At 68.3% G+C, this 15395-nt stretch carries 18 protein-coding genes; 10 read left to right on the top strand and 8 right to left on the bottom strand.

Going from position 1 to position 15395, the window contains the following annotated elements:
* Nucleotides 1-16 precede the first annotated feature (16 nt).
* The 8 genes from KEC56_RS02325 (at nucleotide 17) to KEC56_RS02290 (ending at nucleotide 8235) form a co-directional block, all read left to right on the top strand.
* Nucleotides 17-2548, top strand: a complete 2532-nt coding sequence (locus KEC56_RS02325; protein ID WP_227529647.1) for a glycoside hydrolase family 66 protein — start codon at nucleotides 17-19, stop codon at nucleotides 2546-2548.
* 620 nt (nucleotides 2549-3168) lie between these two features.
* Complete coding sequence (locus KEC56_RS02320; protein WP_227529646.1) at nucleotides 3169-4614, top strand: MFS transporter; 1446 nt, start codon at nucleotides 3169-3171, stop codon at nucleotides 4612-4614.
* 20 nt (nucleotides 4615-4634) lie between these two features.
* A complete protein-coding gene (locus KEC56_RS02315) occupies nucleotides 4635-5375 on the top strand; it encodes a TetR/AcrR family transcriptional regulator (protein ID WP_227529645.1) in 741 nt (246 codons plus the stop codon).
* A gap of 275 nt (nucleotides 5376-5650) precedes the next feature.
* Nucleotides 5651-5854: a hypothetical protein gene (locus KEC56_RS02310; RefSeq protein WP_227529644.1), complete on the top strand. Its 204-nt coding sequence runs from the start codon at nucleotides 5651-5653 to the stop codon at nucleotides 5852-5854.
* The gene (locus KEC56_RS02305; RefSeq protein ID WP_227529643.1) at nucleotides 5851-6240 is read left to right on the top strand and encodes an NADPH-dependent F420 reductase; all 390 of its coding nucleotides are present in this window, start codon (nucleotides 5851-5853) and stop codon (nucleotides 6238-6240) included. Before KEC56_RS02310 ends, KEC56_RS02305 begins: the two co-directional genes overlap by 4 nt.
* Before the next feature lie 93 nt (nucleotides 6241-6333).
* A complete protein-coding gene (locus KEC56_RS02300; protein WP_227529642.1) occupies nucleotides 6334-6807 on the top strand; it encodes a carboxymuconolactone decarboxylase family protein in 474 nt (157 codons plus the stop codon).
* A complete protein-coding gene (locus tag KEC56_RS02295) occupies nucleotides 6804-7799 on the top strand; it encodes a pirin family protein (RefSeq protein ID WP_227529641.1) in 996 nt (331 codons plus the stop codon). The genes KEC56_RS02300 and KEC56_RS02295 overlap by 4 nt, the downstream gene beginning before the upstream one ends.
* A 40-nt stretch (nucleotides 7800-7839) precedes the next feature.
* On the top strand, nucleotides 7840-8235 hold the full coding sequence (locus KEC56_RS02290) for a hypothetical protein (RefSeq protein WP_227529640.1): 396 nt from the start codon (nucleotides 7840-7842) through the stop codon (nucleotides 8233-8235).
* An 8-nt stretch (nucleotides 8236-8243) separates the two neighbouring features.
* Here KEC56_RS02290 and KEC56_RS02285 read toward each other — a convergent pair whose 3' ends face one another.
* The 3 genes from KEC56_RS02285 to KEC56_RS02275 form a co-directional block, all read right to left on the bottom strand.
* On the bottom strand, nucleotides 8244-9029 hold the full coding sequence (locus KEC56_RS02285) for a DNA/RNA non-specific endonuclease (RefSeq protein ID WP_227529639.1): 786 nt from the start codon (nucleotides 9027-9029) through the stop codon (nucleotides 8244-8246).
* Nucleotides 9030-9099: 70 nt separating this feature from the next.
* A complete protein-coding gene (locus tag KEC56_RS02280; protein WP_227529638.1) occupies nucleotides 9100-9756 on the bottom strand; it encodes a histidine phosphatase family protein in 657 nt (218 codons plus the stop codon).
* A gap of 144 nt (nucleotides 9757-9900) precedes the next feature.
* Nucleotides 9901-10125, bottom strand: coding sequence for an RNA-binding S4 domain-containing protein (locus KEC56_RS02275; RefSeq protein WP_227529637.1), 225 nt, complete (start codon nucleotides 10123-10125; stop codon nucleotides 9901-9903).
* A 39-nt stretch (nucleotides 10126-10164) separates the two neighbouring features.
* Between KEC56_RS02275 and KEC56_RS02270 the strand changes: the two genes are divergently transcribed.
* Nucleotides 10165-10344 (top strand): hypothetical protein, encoded by a 180-nt coding sequence (locus tag KEC56_RS02270; RefSeq protein WP_227529636.1) that lies wholly within the window; start codon nucleotides 10165-10167, stop codon nucleotides 10342-10344.
* A 16-nt stretch (nucleotides 10345-10360) separates the two neighbouring features.
* On the opposite strand, the gene KEC56_RS02265 is transcribed toward KEC56_RS02270, so the two are convergent.
* Genes KEC56_RS02265 through KEC56_RS02250 form a run of 4 tightly spaced genes read right to left on the bottom strand, consistent with a single transcriptional unit; the run spans nucleotide 10361 to nucleotide 13831 of the window.
* The gene (locus tag KEC56_RS02265) at nucleotides 10361-11296 is read right to left on the bottom strand and encodes a J domain-containing protein (protein ID WP_227529635.1); all 936 of its coding nucleotides are present in this window, start codon (nucleotides 11294-11296) and stop codon (nucleotides 10361-10363) included.
* The gene (gene pnuC / locus KEC56_RS02260; RefSeq protein WP_227529634.1) at nucleotides 11296-12012 is read right to left on the bottom strand and encodes a nicotinamide riboside transporter PnuC; all 717 of its coding nucleotides are present in this window, start codon (nucleotides 12010-12012) and stop codon (nucleotides 11296-11298) included. Before pnuC ends, KEC56_RS02265 begins: the two co-directional genes overlap by 1 nt.
* An 8-nt stretch (nucleotides 12013-12020) precedes the next feature.
* Nucleotides 12021-12941, bottom strand: coding sequence for a DUF808 family protein (locus KEC56_RS02255; protein WP_227529633.1), 921 nt, complete (start codon nucleotides 12939-12941; stop codon nucleotides 12021-12023).
* Between the two features lie 59 nt (nucleotides 12942-13000).
* A complete protein-coding gene (locus tag KEC56_RS02250) occupies nucleotides 13001-13831 on the bottom strand; it encodes an SDR family NAD(P)-dependent oxidoreductase (RefSeq protein WP_227529632.1) in 831 nt (276 codons plus the stop codon).
* Between the two features lie 194 nt (nucleotides 13832-14025).
* Here KEC56_RS02250 and msrA point away from each other — a divergent pair, with 194 nt between their 5' ends.
* Nucleotides 14026-14559: a peptide-methionine (S)-S-oxide reductase MsrA gene (gene msrA, locus KEC56_RS02245; RefSeq protein ID WP_175987677.1), complete on the top strand. Its 534-nt coding sequence runs from the start codon at nucleotides 14026-14028 to the stop codon at nucleotides 14557-14559.
* A gap of 24 nt (nucleotides 14560-14583) precedes the next feature.
* Here the strand turns inward: msrA and KEC56_RS02240 are convergent, their stop codons facing one another.
* A complete protein-coding gene (locus KEC56_RS02240; RefSeq protein WP_227529631.1) occupies nucleotides 14584-15384 on the bottom strand; it encodes an alpha/beta fold hydrolase in 801 nt (266 codons plus the stop codon).
* Between the last annotated feature and the right edge of the window lie 11 nt (nucleotides 15385-15395).

The raw sequence follows: 15395 nt of genomic DNA, 5'->3' as shown, positions 1-15395 counted from the left end.
AGTCAGGAGTACACCTATGCGTTCTTCCCCCTTCCGACGCCGAGTCACGGCGGTCACAATCGCGGCACTCGCTGTCGCAGGAATCGTCGTTCCCGCGGCCCCCGCCGCGGCCGCCGACCTCGGCGACGCGTGGACCGACAAGGCACGCTACGCACCCGGCGAGCAGGTCACCGTCACCGCCGAAGTATCCGGCACCGGGCCCGTCCAGTTCTCCCTGGTGCACCTGGGCACCGTCGTGGACACCGGAACAGTCACCGCCACCGGCTCCGGGCAGGTCAACTGGACGGTAACTCCGCCCACGGACGACTTCACCGGCTACATGGTGCACGTCGACGCCGGAACCAGCACCGCCCAGACCGCGGTCGACGTGTCCAGCAACTGGACGCGGTTCCCCCGGACCGGATTCCTCGACACCTACCCCGCCGACCTGGACGCCACTGAACAGGCCGCCGCAGTAGACGAACTGTCCCGCAAGTACCACCTGAACTCGCTGCAGTTCTACGACTGGATGTGGAGGCACGAGAAGCCGGTGCAGCGCGAGTCGAACGGGGATCTTGTCGACACCTGGACGGCATGGAATGGTGACGTCATCGCCCCGGACACCGTCGCCGGACTCATCGACGCCACCCATGACGTGAACGCGGCCGCGCTGCCGTACTCGATGAGCTACGCAGCGCTTGAGGGCTTCCAGGCGCACGGGGTCGACGCCGACTGGCGGCTGAAGTACCGCAACAGTGGGGATGACTGGAAGTTCCAGATGCTTCCCAACGAGCCCGACACCACCCTGTGGATCATGAACCCCCAGAACCCCGACTGGGTCTCCCACATCACCGAACAGTACGCCGACCAGATCGACGCGCTCGGGTTCGACGGCACCCACATCGACCAACTCGGCAACTGGGGAGGGGCAGCCGACGGAGGCATGGACGACGTCGCCGGCGACCCGGTCGACATCCCCCAGGGATTCGCGAACCTCGTCGCGGCGACCAAGGACGCCACCGGCAAGACCACCGGGTTCAACGCCGTCGACGGATTCGGCAGCGACTGGCTGGCCGGGTCCGAGAGCGACTACCTGTACACCGAGTTGTGGGAAAACCACGAAACCTACGCGCAGGTGCAGCAGTACCTCGCCCAGCAGCGCGCAGCATCCGGCGGCAAGGGCGCCGTGCTCGCGGCCTACCTGAACTACCGCAGCAACACCGGCGACCGGTACGAAGCGGAAGCCGGAGTGCTCACCGGCGGCGTCCAAGTGGACTCCGACCACACCGGGTACACCGGCACTGGGTTCCTCGACTCGTTCGGGGCTGCCGGCGACGCCGTCACCGTGACGGTGACCGTCCCGGAGGGCCGTCGGTACGGGATCGTCCCGCGGTGGACCAACGGAACGGGAGCGACAGCGACCCGGACCGTCACCGTGGACGGCGTCAACGTGGGGCGGATCAAGCTGCCTGCCACCGCCGACTGGGACACCTGGAACATCGAGGGCGGCACCGCCGCGTACCTGACCGCCGGAACCCACACCATCACGCTCTCCGTGGGCTCCGGAGACACCGGCTACGTCAACCTCGACAGCATCACGCTGGGCACCTTCGACACACCCTCAGTGCAGCTCGCCAACGCCGCGTTCGCCGCCAACGGGGCATCCCACATCGAGATGGGCCAGGGCGACCAGATGCTCGTCGCGCCCTACTTCCTCGACGAAACCAAGCAGATGAACCACGAGCTGCAAGGGTGGATGGAGACGTACTACGACGTCATCACCGGCTACGAGAACCTCTTCTACGGCCCCACGCTCCGCCAGCTTGCCAACACCGTGACCATCAGCGGTCAACCGACCAGCACGGACGGCGCTGCGAACACGGTCTGGACCAACGTGATGCGCAACGACGGCATCGACGTCATCCACCTCATCAACCTGAAGGGCAACAACGGCACCTGGCGCGACCCCGCAGCCACCCCGCCCACCCTCACCAATCTGCCGGTGAAGTACTACCTCGGCGACAGCCCGATGCCCGCATCGGTGCACGTTGCGAGCCCCGACCGGGACGGCGGCCGTTCCACCGCACTGTCCTTCACCACAGGATCGGACGCGAACGGCACCTACCTGAGCTTCACCGTGCCCGAGCTGAAGAGCTGGGACTTCGTCTACCTTGGAAACTCCACCGCCGGTAACGGCAATGTGGTCACCAAGGCGAGCAAGTGCCTCGACGTCGCCGGCGGCAGCGCCGTGAACGGAACCGCTGTCCAGATCTGGGACTGCGCCAGCGTGCCCGCGCAAGACTGGGCATACGCGAACGAGAAGCTCACCGCGCTCGGCAAGTGCCTCGACCTGTCCCAGGGTGACACCGCCAACGGGACCGTCGCGCACCTGTGGGACTGCGCCAACGTGCCCAGCCAGCAGTGGGTGCGCACCGCCCAGTCCCAGTACTACAACCTCGCCAGCGGCCGATGCCTGGACACCGTGGGGGGTGGTGTGGCGAACGGCACGCGCGTCCACATCTGGGATTGCCACGCCGGACCCAGTCAGAAATGGACGCTGCCCGGCTGAGCACGCATCGGTGGGCGGGCGTCGGTGTCGGTGCCCGCCCACCGACCAACGGCAGTTATCAACCGCAACTACCTGACGAGCACACCGATAGGAACGAAGGCCGTGTCGATCGGGCCTGGCATGGGATGGGCTTTCAGCCGGGCGCGACTTTCAACGCGAGAGTGGCGGCCGTCGCTGGCTGTAGGAGTCCGCCATTCTCCGTGGAATCCTGACCTCGACGCCGTCGCCAACTACCGCGGAATCCGGGTCAAAATCGCCATTTCGTCGCGGAACCTACAGCCGTTGTACGTTCCGCGCCGAAATGACATATTCCACGGGTAGTTGGCAGGCGCTTGGCATCTCTGCCATTTGCTGTGGACGAAGGGGTGCGGGGGCATCGTTTCCGCGGGAGCCCCGTGGGGTGCGCGGCGGCCTATAGCCGAGAGAGAAGTGGGAGTCCGTCGTCTGGCATCTGGACGGTAAACGGACACGCCCAATCCGCGACGTTCGCGACCCGGGGTGGTCGAACGGGAGCGCATCCGATGTGGTGGGCGGGAGCGGGCCCGCCATCGGCATCTCTCCGATCCGAAAAGTAGCGTACGATGGTACTGTTGCGTACAGCGTTATCGTTAGGAATGAACATGACACAGACTGGCACAACGATCAGTCCCGCGAAGCTGGGCTTGGCGTGGGCGGTAGTTGCCGTCGTTCTTCTGGGCGACCTCCTCGATCTTCTCGATTCGTTGGTGACGACGATCGCGGGGCCGTCGATCGTTCGCGATCTTGGAGGTGGCGACGAGTTCATTCAGTGGCTGGCGGCAGGGTACACACTTGCGATGGCGGCGGGTCTTCTGATTGGCGCCCGGCTGGGCGACATGTTCGGCCGGAAACGCATGTTCCTCACCGGGATCACCGGGTTCACTCTCGCCTCGTTGCTGGCCGCTCTTGCCGTGTCGCCGGAGATGCTGGTGGCGGTGCGCATCGCTCAGGGTTCGGTTGGAGCGATGATGGTTCCCCAAGCGTTGGGGCTCATCAAGCAGAGCTTCCCCCCGGATAAGGTCGGCGTGGCGTTCGGGCTGACCGGCCCGGTGCTCGCACTCGGGGGTGTCGCCGGCCCGATCGTGGCGGGGTGGCTCGTCGATGCGAACTACTTCGGCTGGGGGTGGCGCATGATCTTCGCCATTAACGTCCCCGTCGGCATCGCGATCATCATCGCCGGCGCGATCATCCTCCCCGCGTCGACTCCCGACCGAAGCATCCGTCTCGACGTCGGCGGCGCGCTGCTGGCAGCGGTCGGCATGGGCGCGGTCGTGTTCGGGCTCGTGCACGGCCGCGACTACGACTGGGCCTGGTGGGTCATCGCGATCATCGTGGCGGGAGTCGCGTGCCTGATCGCTTTCGCACTGACGCAGCGAGTACGTGGCCGTGCAGGCAACCCCACCTTGGTCACGCCGTCGCTGTTCTCCAAGCGTGCCTTCCTGGCCGGGCTCGGGGTCGGGGCGTGCTTCTTCGGTGCGATGATGGGCTCCTCCCTGATGTTCGCACTGTTCTTCCAGCTCGGGATGGGACTGAGCCCCCTGCAGGCGGGACTTGCCGCCGCACCGCAAGCGGTCGGGATGATCGTGGGGTTCGTGCTCTCGCAGGTGTTCGGCCTCTCGCGCCGCACGATGTTCATCGGGTTTGGCGCCGTCGCGCTGGGGTTTGCGGCCCTGATCGTGCTGACGACGACCATCGGGGGAACTCTCACCGTCTGGCCTCTCCTGCTCCCTCTCGGCATCGTCGGTATCGGTATGGGTCTCGCCATCGCTCCGTTCTTCGACATCGTGCTCGCAGGTGTCGACGACAGCGAAGTGGGGTCCGCCTCCGGCAGCCTGACGGCGGTGCAACAGCTCGGGAACGCTGTCGGTGTCGCAGCTCTCGGAACCATCTTCTTCACCGCTCTGACTGGCGCTGCGGTAGACGAAGCGGCCTATGCTCACGCGCTCAGCATCACCCTGGGGTGGGCGATCGGCCTCGTGGTCCTCGTCGCGGCGATCACTGCACTTCTCCCGCGGCGCGCGCGGGAGAACGCCGTCCCGACCCATTGACCCGATAGGAAGATCAGGACATGACGACACCTGAGCGCACTGCGGCATTTGTGCCGATCTGGGACGTCGCAGCTCCGCGCCCGCGATCTGGGCCCGGACTTGACCGTGCCCGCATCGTCACCGTTGCGATGGCCGTCGCGGATGCGGAGGGGGTCGACGCGCTCACAATGCGTCGCCTTGCGGCCGAACTGGGCTCGAGTCCCATGTCTCTCTATCGCCATCTTCCCGGCGGGAAAGACGATCTGATTGACCTCATGCTCGATGCCGTTCTTGGAGAGCACGACCTCTCCGGGCTTCCGAGCGGCGATCCTGCCGCGGATCTGTCGCGACTCGCCCAGGAGCGCCGCGCCGCGGCCCTCCGCCACCCCTGGTCGATCACACCCCCCGCGCGCCCGACACTCGGCCCCCACGGCATGCGTCGGCTCGACACCGCGCTGTCGGTCTTCGGAACCGACAACACGCTCACGCCCGAGTATCGCGGCTGGGCGATCGGCGTCGTCGACGCTTATGTGATTGGCGCTGTCAGCCAAGAGCTCGCGGAGCACAACGAGCAACTCCGCACCGGGCTCGACGACGAGCAATGGCAGCACGCGGTCGCGCCATACGTCTCCCGAGTCTTGAAGGCCGGCAACTACCCTCACCTCGCCGCGTACATCACCGAGGCGCCGCGTCGCGACATAGATGCAGACTTCCGTCGAGGTGTCGACGCGGTCGTTCAATCGGTGCTGCAGGGGCAAGCGATTCAGCCTGATAGACCCTGAGCTGAGCGGAACGATTGCCATCTTCCGCGCGAACACTTCTGGTCAGACAGGCGGAGCAATACATTGCCTCCGAGGAATCCGCCATTTCGCGTGGAATCTCGACCCGCAAACCACTGCCAAATGCTGTGGAATCGCGGCGTAGCTCGCCATCTTAAGCGGGAACCTACACGGCGGAGGCGGCGACTTCAACTAGTCGACCGCGATGCCTGGGTCGGCGCGACGCCATCGATCAGCGCGTGCAACGTCGCTCCCTCGGTGTCCAGGCTGCGCGATGCGTGCACGAAACCGGTGTCGTACAGGTGCTGGCAGAGATCGCGGCACAGAGTCGAGATCGCCTTTTGCGCACCCGCGGCCACTTTGGCCAGGCGGGTTCGGTCTCGGCATCCGCTCGCCTGCGCTCGGTCGAGCTGTACGGGACGCAGGTCATCCCGCGCGTTCGCGAACTGCTGGCCGAGCAGAGCGACGGGATGCCGCGATGACGACGACCATCGGCATCCTCGGTGCGGGCAAGGTCGGCACGGTGCTGGCCCGCCTCGCCGTCGCGGCCGGCTACCGCGTCCTCGTCTCCGGGTCCGGCGACCCCGCGCGGATCGCGCTGACGGCCGAGGTCCTCACGCCCGGCACGACGCCCGGGTGGCCCGCGCAGGTGGCCGAGGATGCCGGTGTCGTGGTCCTCGCCCTCCAGCTCGGCAAGCACCGCACGCTCCCCGTGGAGCACCTCCGCGGCAAGCTCGTGATCGGCACGATGAACCATTGGTGGGAGGTCGACGGTCCCCGCAAACAGAACCCGGCGTTCGGTGCGAACGTCGACGCCGACCGGCTCCGCGCGCTCGTCGGCATCCCGTCGCTGACGCCGGGCGGCTGACCGGGCGAACGACCCGGCGCACGACCACGACCGGCTCGATACGATCGAGCCAGAGCATCCGTCCTGACGACCCTTCCGATGATCGGAGAATCCATGCGACCGTTCCTCGACAAGACCATGCCCGACGCCTGGAAGGCGGCGTCGACCTTCTCGACGGCGGTCCGCGAGGCGGCGGAGAAGGGCGGATTGAGCATTCAGGAGTCCGAGCTCATCAAGGTGCGCGCCTCCCAGATCAACCAGTGCGCCTTCTGCATGGACCTGCACGCGCGCGAGGCCCGCCATGCCGGCATCCCGCAGCAGAAGCTCGATCTGCTGCCCGGATGGCGCGAGACCGACCTGTTCGATGAGCGCGAGAAGGCTGTGCTCGCGATCGCGGAGGCGGCTACGGTGCTGCCACTGAGCGAAGAATCCAGAGCCGACCTCGAAGGCGCCCGGTCCGTGCTCGGCGATGAGACCTTCGTCGCCGCCGAGTGGGTGGCCGTGACGATCAACGCCTTCAACCGGATCTCCATCCTCAGCGAGCATCCGGTGCGTCCTCGTGATGCCGACGGGAAACTCGTGCGATGACGAACCTCGAGCGGTCGCCCGACGTCGAGGTCCTGGACGCCGGCGAGCTGTGCACGGCCACCGAGGTGCTCGAGCCGCGCCTGGTGCCGCTCGGCGGGCCGCGCGCCATGACCGTCTACCGCACCTTGCCGCAGAAGCAGCGCTCACTCGTCGGCGCCTGGTGCTTCCTCGATCACTACGGGCCCGACGACGTGTCGGAGACGGGCGGGATGCAGGTACCGCGGCATCCGCACACCGGCCTCGCCACGGTCTCGTGGCTATTCAGCGGACGGATCGACCACCTCGACTCCGGGGGTAACGCGGCCGCGGTCGTCCCCGGCGAGTTGAACCTCATGATCGCCGGCCGCGGCATCACGCACCAGGAGCTCAGCGACCCCGCGACCACCACCCTGCACGGCGTGCAGCTCTGGTACGCGATGCCGGACGCGACCCGGTTCGGCGAGAACGCGTTCGCCCACTACGAGCCGGAGCCGGTGCAGATTCCCGGTGCGACCGTGCGGGTCTTCATCGGCTCGCTCCTGGATTCTGTCTCTCCCGTCGACACCCGGACACCCGATCTGCTGGGCGCCGAGCTGATCCTCGACCCCGGCGCCGTCGTGCGGCTGCCGGTGCGCGCCGACTTCGAGCTCGCCGTGCTCGCCGAGAGCGACGCCGTGTCCGTGAACGGGGCGGCCGTCGCCCACCGCTCGCTCGCCTACGTGCCGCCCGGGTCCGACGCGATCGAGATCACAGCATCGGATGCCGGTGCCCGCATCATCCTGCTCGGCGGCGTCCCGCTCGGCGAGCAGATCGTCATGTGGTGGAACTTCGTCGGGCGCGATCACGACGAGATCGTCGAGTTCCGCCGCCGGTACCAGGCCGAGCTCGGCTTCGAGCCCGCCGACCCGCAGGATGTCGGCAAGCGAGCCCTCTTCGGAGAGTTCCCACCCGACCAGCCGAAGCCGCTGCCGGCGCCCGCGCTGCCGGCGGTCCGGCTGCGGCCGCGCGAGTAGCGGCTTCCTCCCGCCGACCCAGGACCGCTACCGTGTAGCCGTGCCCTTCGCGCTCGCACTGACGGTGATCCTCGCCCTGCTCGCGGTGTTCCAGATCGCGCTCGCCGCGCGAGCGCCCTGGGGACACTTCGCCTGGGGAGGTCAGCATCGGGTGCTGCCGCGCAACCTGCGCATCGGCAGCGCCGTCTCGATCGTCATCTACGCCCTGATCGCGTTCATCGCGTGGGAGCGGGCCGGCATCACGTCGCTGCTGCCGGACGCCGTCGCGCAGGTCGCCATGTGGATCGTCTTCGCGTACTTCGCGATCGGCATCGTCATGAACGCGATTTCGCGCAGCAAGCCGGAGCGGTACACGATGACCCCGGTCGTCCTCGTCCTCGCCGTGCTGTCGCTGCTGATCGCGATGGGGTTCGGCGAGTACGCGATGGCCATCTGACTGCGGCCTCAGAGCACGATGTCGGCGGCTGCGTCCATCACCCGCCAATCACCCGGACGCACGCCGCGCGCGCTCAGCACGTCCGCCTCGGCGAGTGCACCGAAGTCGACCCCGGTGATCTCGGCGACGTCGCCGATCGGAACCTGGAACGTCCGGAACGCTCCCAGCGGCGGCACGGCGAGAACACCCTGAGAGGTGTCGACGAGCTCGGTCTGATCCAGCACGAATCCGGCCGCCGCAGGCCCGGCAGACCCTTGCCAGGCCGCCACCTTCCAGAAACGCAGCGGCACCCGGACGCCGCGATACGGCGGATCGTCGTCCGCGAGCACCGGCGCCGTGAACACCGAGACGCGCTGATCGGTCGCCTCGGCATAGGCGAGGACATGGTCCTCGAGTCCGAGCCACAGCTCCTTCGACTGGTTGAACCCGGCGGCCTGCGGTGCGGCGTTCGTGTAGAAGAACGTCGCCTCGGTGGCATCCCGCGCCTCGTCGGCCGTGCCCCACCCGGGGTCGCGGCGGCGCACGAGGTGGCCGCGGTCGAGATCGTTGTGGGAGTACACGTCGGGGCCGGCCTGCTCATCGGCATCCACCCGTGAATCCAGACGCCAGTCGCCCGAGCGCGGCACCTCGCGCAACTGCGCTCCGTCGATGTTCACGGCGGTCACGGCGGCGAACCGCCGCGCGGGGTCGAGCAGCACCGAGAACCGCGGGTAGGCGAGGTCGCGCACGACGTCACGCGGACGGGGGAGCGGCACGGAGGTGGCCAGGAACTCGGAGTCGTACCCGTCGGTCATGCCTCCATCGTGCCCGAGACCACCGACGCCGTCAGCCCCAGAACTCTGCGAGTGCGGGCACCGCGGCGCGTCATGATCGCGGCGGCTCGAGCGGCAGCTGCGGACCGTGGTTCCACGCCAGGATCGCCGGCTGCTCGCGGTCGTATCCGAGCACCGAGACGGAACCGGCGCCGAAGGTGATGGATGCCCCGAACCGCGGGGCCTGCCGCAGGAACACCGCGGCGAGGATGCGCAGATAGTGTCCGTGCGCGACGAGGGCGACGTCTCCGTCGACCATCGCAGGGAGAACGCGGGTCAGCACGCGTGATGCCCGGGCGGCGACCTCCTCCACGGTCTCGCCGGGGGTCTCGCCGCGGATCACGCCGTGGGTGAACGCCGACCAGTTGTAGCCGAGCTCGGCGCGGATGTCCTGGGTCGTGCGGCCCTCGTACCCGCCGTAGTCCCATTCGATCAGCTGCGGATCGATCTCGGCGTCGAGGCCCGCGAGTTCCGCTGTGCGGCGCGCGCGCTGCAGGGGAGAGGTGAGCACGAGCCGGAAGTCGTAGCCGCGCACGAGCTCGCCGGCCGCACGCGCGAGTTCCTCGCCGTGCTCGGTAAGCGGAACATCGGTGCGGCCGGTGTGCCGCCCAGCGCGCGACCACTCGGTCTCGCCGTGCCGGAGCAGCACGAGCTTGCCCTGCGGGTTGTCGGGGGCAGGGCGATCGGGCAGCGGGTCGGCGGCATCCACACGGCGAGCGTACTCGCCGCCGGGCGTGACGGTGTACCGCGCCGAGCCGTGCGGCGTAGGCTCGCCCGCGAACGTCGGCCCGGCCCTCTGCGCCGTGCCAGCATCCGTCTCACCGCATAGCAGTTCTCGCGGCTCGGGCGGGAGTCACGGCCGGACGCGAACCGTCCGGCCCTCGAATGAGACGAGGTCGCCGTCGCGGAGCTGGCGCCCGCGGCGGCGCTCCTCGTCGCCGTTCACAGTCACGTATCCGTCGATGATGACCTCCTTGGCGTCGCCGCCGGAGTCGAGCAGTCCCGAGAACTTCAGGAACTGGCCGAGGCGGATCATCTCGCCGCCGATGGAGACGTCGTCTACCGGTTCGTCAGTCATTCCTGAATGCTAACCGGCGCCGGTGCGTAGGCTTGAGCCGTGAACAAGAACTCCCTGTGGACCATCGTCGGCGTGATCGTCGCCGTCGTCGTCGCCTGGTGGCTGGTCGGGGTGCTGTTCTCCGTGCTCTGGTTCATCGCGAAGCTCGCGATCGTCGCCGTCGTCGCGGTGATCGTCTACCTCGTGCTGCGCGGGCTGTTCCGCTCCGACGCGGAGTGAGCCCGGGCCTGGGACCTCAGACGAAGCGCACCGTCTGCTGCAGGCGGGTGCGCACGTCGAACAGCTCGTTGCCGCCGATGTCGCGCGCACCGGGAACGCCCTGCCGCAGGACCATGCCGAGCGTGCTGCGACGCACGACGACGACGGGGATGCCGCGCACCTTGCCGAGCGCGGTGACGGCCTGCTCGAGGTCGTCGTCGGGCAGCACGATGATCGCCCCGCCGAAGCGCACCTTCGCCGCCCGGGCGATCACGCGCATGCGGGCGAGGAGGCTGGCCACCGGAGCGCGGCCGTCGACGTTCTGGCCGATGATCTCGCCGCGTCGGAACCGGGCGGTCTCGGCGAAGTCCTCCGACATCACCCCGTACAGCCCCGACGGGCTGAGCACGACGTGGTCGAGCTTCTCGCGCGGGTCGGTGCCCGTGGCGACGTCGTGCCAGACCGTGAACCCCATGCCGAGGTCGGACACCGTGCCCGCCGTGGCCTCCTCGGCGAGGGCGTCCGCCAGCAGGCGCCGGATCTCGAGCGGCGCCGAGCGCACCAGCGCCGGGTCGTAGGGGTCGTCGAGGTCGACGCCGCGGCCGGCCCATTCGCGCATCAGGGAGAGGTAGCGCTCGCGGCGCCAGCCACCGGGATGCCCGTAAGCGCGGGCCTTGGGGCGCGTGTCCGTGCGAGGGGCCGGTGCTCGCCAGCCGCTCCAGTCCTGTTCGGGCGTCGACGCGCCGGGTGCCGTGCCGAATCCGTGCCCGCGGTCGTAGACGGACCGGGCCTCGGGGGTGCCGACGAGCTCCCACGCTCGCTGCACCTGGATGAACGCTGCGGCGTCGCCGCCGGCATCCGGGTGGGTCTGGCGGAGGCGGAGCCGGAACGCCTTCTTGATCTCGTCAGCCGTCGCGGTGGGGTCGACACCGAGCACCTCATACGCGGAGGCGGAGAGCGGGCTGTCGAACATCAGTCGTCATTCTCGTCTGCGCCGCCGATGCGCGGGTCGGGCATGATCGTCTCGATGTGCGGCTTGGCGTTCGCCTGCGCCCGCCACCACACGACGAAGCCGACGGCGGTGAACGCGCCGTAGAAGACGTACATGAGGCCGGTCGCGTAGTAGCCGGCGCTGAACAGGAGCGGCACGCCCACGACGTCGACGGCGATCCAGATGAGCCAGAACTCCGTCCAGCCCTTCGCCATGCCGTAGGTCGCCAGGAGCGACCCGACGAAGGTCCAGGCATCCGCCCACACCGGCTCGTACGAGCCGAGAAGCCGGAACAGGGGAGTGAGGGCGATCGTGCCGATGACGAGCACGAGCACGAGTCCTATGCGCGCACTGTTCGGCGCCCAGCGCGGCGTCACCTGCCCGGTGCCGGATGCCGCCTGCCGCCAGCGGACCCATCCGTAGATCGCGACCGCGATGAACATGACCTGCCGTCCGGCCTGGCCGAGCAGGTGCGGCAGGTCGTGCTCAGGGCTGAGGATGCTGCCGAGGAACACCGTCAGCAGCAGCAGATTGCCGACGATGCCGACCGGCCACGCCCACACCTTGCGGCGCATGCCGCCGAGTGCACTGGCGAGCCCGAACAGGTTGCCGACGACCTCGCGGATGAGGAGTTTCTGCCCGCCGGGGAGCATCCACTGCGAATTGAAGGCGTCGACCACCCAGTGCAGCACGTCCATCGCGGAGCTCAGTGCGCGACGACGTTGGCCGGCGACTCGCCGCCCTCGGTGAACGAGGGCTTCTTGCCCAGCATCCGCCCGATCAGCACGACGACGCCGACGACGATGAGACCGACGACGAGACCCGCCAGGGCCGAGACGAAGGTCTCGCCGATCCACGCGATCACGGCACCGGCGGGCGCGAGGAAGTCGTGGATGCCGTGCAGCATGTCGCTGAAGAAGTGCAATCCGACCTCGCCGAGGTTCGCGAGCAGCAGGTGCCCGCCGACCCACAGCATCGCGACGGTTCCGATCACGCTGATCACACGGAACACCGCAGGCATCGAGCGAACCAGACGCGTTCCGGTGTGACGCACGCGCTGCGATTCGCTCTTGGCCATCTTCAGTCCGATGTCGTCGATCTTCACCAGCAGCGCCACGGCACCGTAGACGACGAGGGTCATGATCGCGGCGATCACGGCGAGGATTCCGAGCGTCATCCAGATGCTCAGCCCGCCCTCGAGGTTCGACAGCGAGATGAGCATGATCTCGGTCGACAGGATCAGGTCGGTGCGGATCGCACCCAACACGAGCTTGTTCTCGTTGCGCGCGCCCTCGTCGTCGTGTCCGTGGAGGAACCCGAACCACTCCAGCACCTTCTCGGCGCCCTCGAAGCACAGGTATGTTCCGCCGAGGATGAGCAGGAACGGCAGCACCCACGGAGCGAACGCGGTCAGCAGCAGGGCGATCGGGATGATGATGATGAACTTGTTCGCCAGCGACCCGAGCGTGATCTTCGCGACGACGGGCAGTTCGCGCGCCGGAGTGATGCCCTGCACGTACTGCGGGGTGACGGCGGCGTCGTCGATCACGACGCCGGCCGCCTTGGCCGACGCCTTCATCGCCGCGCTCAGGATGTCGTCGACGACGGCGAGCAGACCAACCGACATGTGTCCCCCTCGTGGGTCTCAGGGAAGCAACTCTACTGCCGGAACACGCGGCGGCGATGTCACCCGCGGCCGGTGAAGTGGTCCATCGACGAGTACACCTTGAACACGTGCCGGGCCAGGAAGTCCCACGCGCCGGTCGGCAGGATGCCGCGGAGCGCCATCGACAGCTTCACGGTCCACGGCCGCAGCACGAGCGGCGTCCCGTGCAGCATCCCGTTCCAGGCCGCGGCCGTCGCGGTCTGAGGGGTGAGGATCGGCGTCAGCAGCGGCCCTCGCGCTCCTTCGAACATGCCGGTCGAGACGTAGCTCGGGCAGAACGTCGTGATCGCGATGTGCCGGTGCCCGTAAGAGGCGAGCTCCAGGCGGACCGACTCGCTCCAGCCGATCATCGCCCACTTGGATGCCGCGTACACGCTCATGTTCGGATTCGCCAGAGTCCCGGCGGCGGACGCGATGTTCAGGATGCGCTTGGGGCGTGAAGCATCCGCGATCATCTCGGGCAGAACCTCACGGGTCAGCCACATCGCCGCGAGGGTGTTGATGCGCATGGTCGCCTCGATGTGCGCGACCGGGTCGTGCTCCCAGAACGGCGCGCCGCGCACGATGCCGGCGTTGTTGATGACGACGTCGGGGGAGCCGAGATCCGCCCGAAGCTTCTCGATGCCGGCGGCGATCTCCTCGCGCTGCGACACGTCGACGCGGTAGCCGCGCACCTCCACACCGGATCGGGAGAGGTCGGCGGCCAGAGCGGTGACGGCATCCTCATCGATGTCCCACAGCGCGACGGCGCGCGCGTGCGCGGCGACCGCGCGGCGTGCGTAGAGTTCGCCCATGCCGCGGGCGCCGCCGGTGATGAGGACGAGAGCGTCGGTGATCGGGTTCTCAGTCATGGTGACGAAGCTATGCGCCCCCGGCATCCGCCCTCGTGTTTCTTGTGCCTCCCGCACAGGCCGGATGCTTTCGGTCGGTTCTGAGCGCCTCGAAACCGACGAAACGCATACCGCACGCGGTTCCTGAGTGTTCGTCCAGAACGGCTCCCGCCCCGCGATCCTGCGTCAGACTGGAAGGGCGAAAAGGAGTCCACATGACCGACACCGGCACCATCACCCGCACACCCGGCACCGAGACCGCTGTCCTCGCGGGCGGCTGCTTCTGGGGCATGGAAGACCTCATCCGCCGCCAGCCCGGAGTCCTGGACACCCGCGTCGGCTACACCGGCGGTTCGAACGACCACCCGACCTACCGCAATCACCCCGGCCACGCCGAGGCCGTCGAGATCGTGTTCGACCCGACGAAAACGACATACCGCGACATCCTGGCGTTCTTCTTCCAGATCCACGACCCGTCGACGCTGAACCGACAGGGCAACGACATCGGCTCCAGTTACCGCTCGGCCATCTTCCCGCTGAGCCCCGAGCAGGAGCAGGTCGCCCGTGACACGATCGCCGACGTGGATGCCTCGGGCCTGTGGCCCGGCAAAGCCGTCACGACGATCGAGCCCGAGGGCCCGTTCTGGGAGGCCGAGCCCGAGCACCAGGACTACCTGCTGCGCATCCCGAACGGCTACACCTGCCACTTCCCGCGCGCCGGGTGGGTGCTGCCCAAGCGCGAGGCCTGAGCCCCGGCGCTTCGGCGTCGCCGCTCAGGAACCCGCGAGGAACTCCAGCGCGGCATCCTTGAACGCCCGCGAGCCGGGCGCGTTGAAGTGGTGGCGCCCGGGGATCTCGAAGAACGTCCCGTTCGGTGCGGCCTCGGCCAGCGCGCGGGAGCCCTCGATGATGGCGTCCTCCGTGCCCGTCGCGAACAGGATGGGACGGGTCGGGGCATTGGCCGGGTCGGGGTCGACTGTGCGCGTCCGGCGCATGCCCTCGGCCAGGGCGAGAAGCGAGCGGAGATCATTGCCCGGCACGCGTTCGGTGAGGGCGATGTAGTCCTGGGTCGCCTGATCCGTCACGGGTGTGCCGTCGTCTGCATACGCGCGCACCTGGTCGAGATCGAGCCGCTCGAGCGGGATGCCGTCGGGCACGCCGCCCAGCACCGCCCGCTCGATGCGCTGCGGAAGATCGCGCACGACCTCCCACCCGACGCGCGCGCCGAGGGAGTAGCCGACATAGAACGCGTCCTCGACGAGATAGGTGTCCATGACCGTCTCGACGTCCGACACCAGAGTGCGGATGGCATAGGCATCCGGCTCGTGCGGCTTGTCACTGTTGCCGTGCCCGCGCTGGTCGAGGGCGAGCACGCGGTACCCGGCCCTGGTGAGCTCCCGGACCCAGCCGGTGAGGACCCAGTTGTCGCGCACGTTGGACGCGAACCCGTGCACGATCACCACAACCGGGGCATCGAGCTCTCCCCAGGTGTAGGTCGCCAGGCGGGTTCCGTCGGCGGCGTAGACGAGTTGCGGATCCGGCATCCGCGTCAGTTCGGAGAGAGGAACGGCCACCCCTCCATCAT

This window comes from Microbacterium tenebrionis (genome assembly GCF_020682665.1).
GTDB lineage: Bacteria > Actinomycetota > Actinomycetes > Actinomycetales > Microbacteriaceae > Microbacterium > Microbacterium tenebrionis.
The sequence above is the reverse complement of the archived record's forward strand: the minus strand, read 5'-3'. Positions and strand labels throughout refer to the sequence as shown.

Bases quoted from the DNA above. Each gene is read 5' to 3' on its own strand.
- KEC56_RS02325 (WP_227529647.1), top strand. From the start codon at position 17: ATGCGTTCTTCCCCCTTCCGACGCCGAGTCACGGCGGTCACAATCGCG.
- KEC56_RS02320 (WP_227529646.1), top strand. From the start codon at position 3,169: ATGACACAGACTGGCACAACGATCAGTCCCGCGAAGCTGGGCTTGGCG.
- KEC56_RS02315 (WP_227529645.1), top strand. From the start codon at position 4,635: ATGACGACACCTGAGCGCACTGCGGCATTTGTGCCGATCTGGGACGTC.
- KEC56_RS02305 (WP_227529643.1), top strand. From the start codon at position 5,851: ATGACGACGACCATCGGCATCCTCGGTGCGGGCAAGGTCGGCACGGTG.
- KEC56_RS02300 (WP_227529642.1), top strand. From the start codon at position 6,334: ATGCGACCGTTCCTCGACAAGACCATGCCCGACGCCTGGAAGGCGGCG.
- KEC56_RS02295 (WP_227529641.1), top strand. From the start codon at position 6,804: ATGACGAACCTCGAGCGGTCGCCCGACGTCGAGGTCCTGGACGCCGGC.
- KEC56_RS02285 (WP_227529639.1), bottom strand. From the start codon at position 9,029: ATGACCGACGGGTACGACTCCGAGTTCCTGGCCACCTCCGTGCCGCTC.
- KEC56_RS02275 (WP_227529637.1), bottom strand. From the start codon at position 10,125: ATGACTGACGAACCGGTAGACGACGTCTCCATCGGCGGCGAGATGATC.
- KEC56_RS02265 (WP_227529635.1), bottom strand. From the start codon at position 11,296: ATGTTCGACAGCCCGCTCTCCGCCTCCGCGTATGAGGTGCTCGGTGTC.
- pnuC (WP_227529634.1), bottom strand. From the start codon at position 12,012: ATGGACGTGCTGCACTGGGTGGTCGACGCCTTCAATTCGCAGTGGATG.
- KEC56_RS02255 (WP_227529633.1), bottom strand. From the start codon at position 12,941: ATGTCGGTTGGTCTGCTCGCCGTCGTCGACGACATCCTGAGCGCGGCG.
- KEC56_RS02250 (WP_227529632.1), bottom strand. From the start codon at position 13,831: ATGACTGAGAACCCGATCACCGACGCTCTCGTCCTCATCACCGGCGGC.
- msrA (WP_175987677.1), top strand. From the start codon at position 14,026: ATGACCGACACCGGCACCATCACCCGCACACCCGGCACCGAGACCGCT.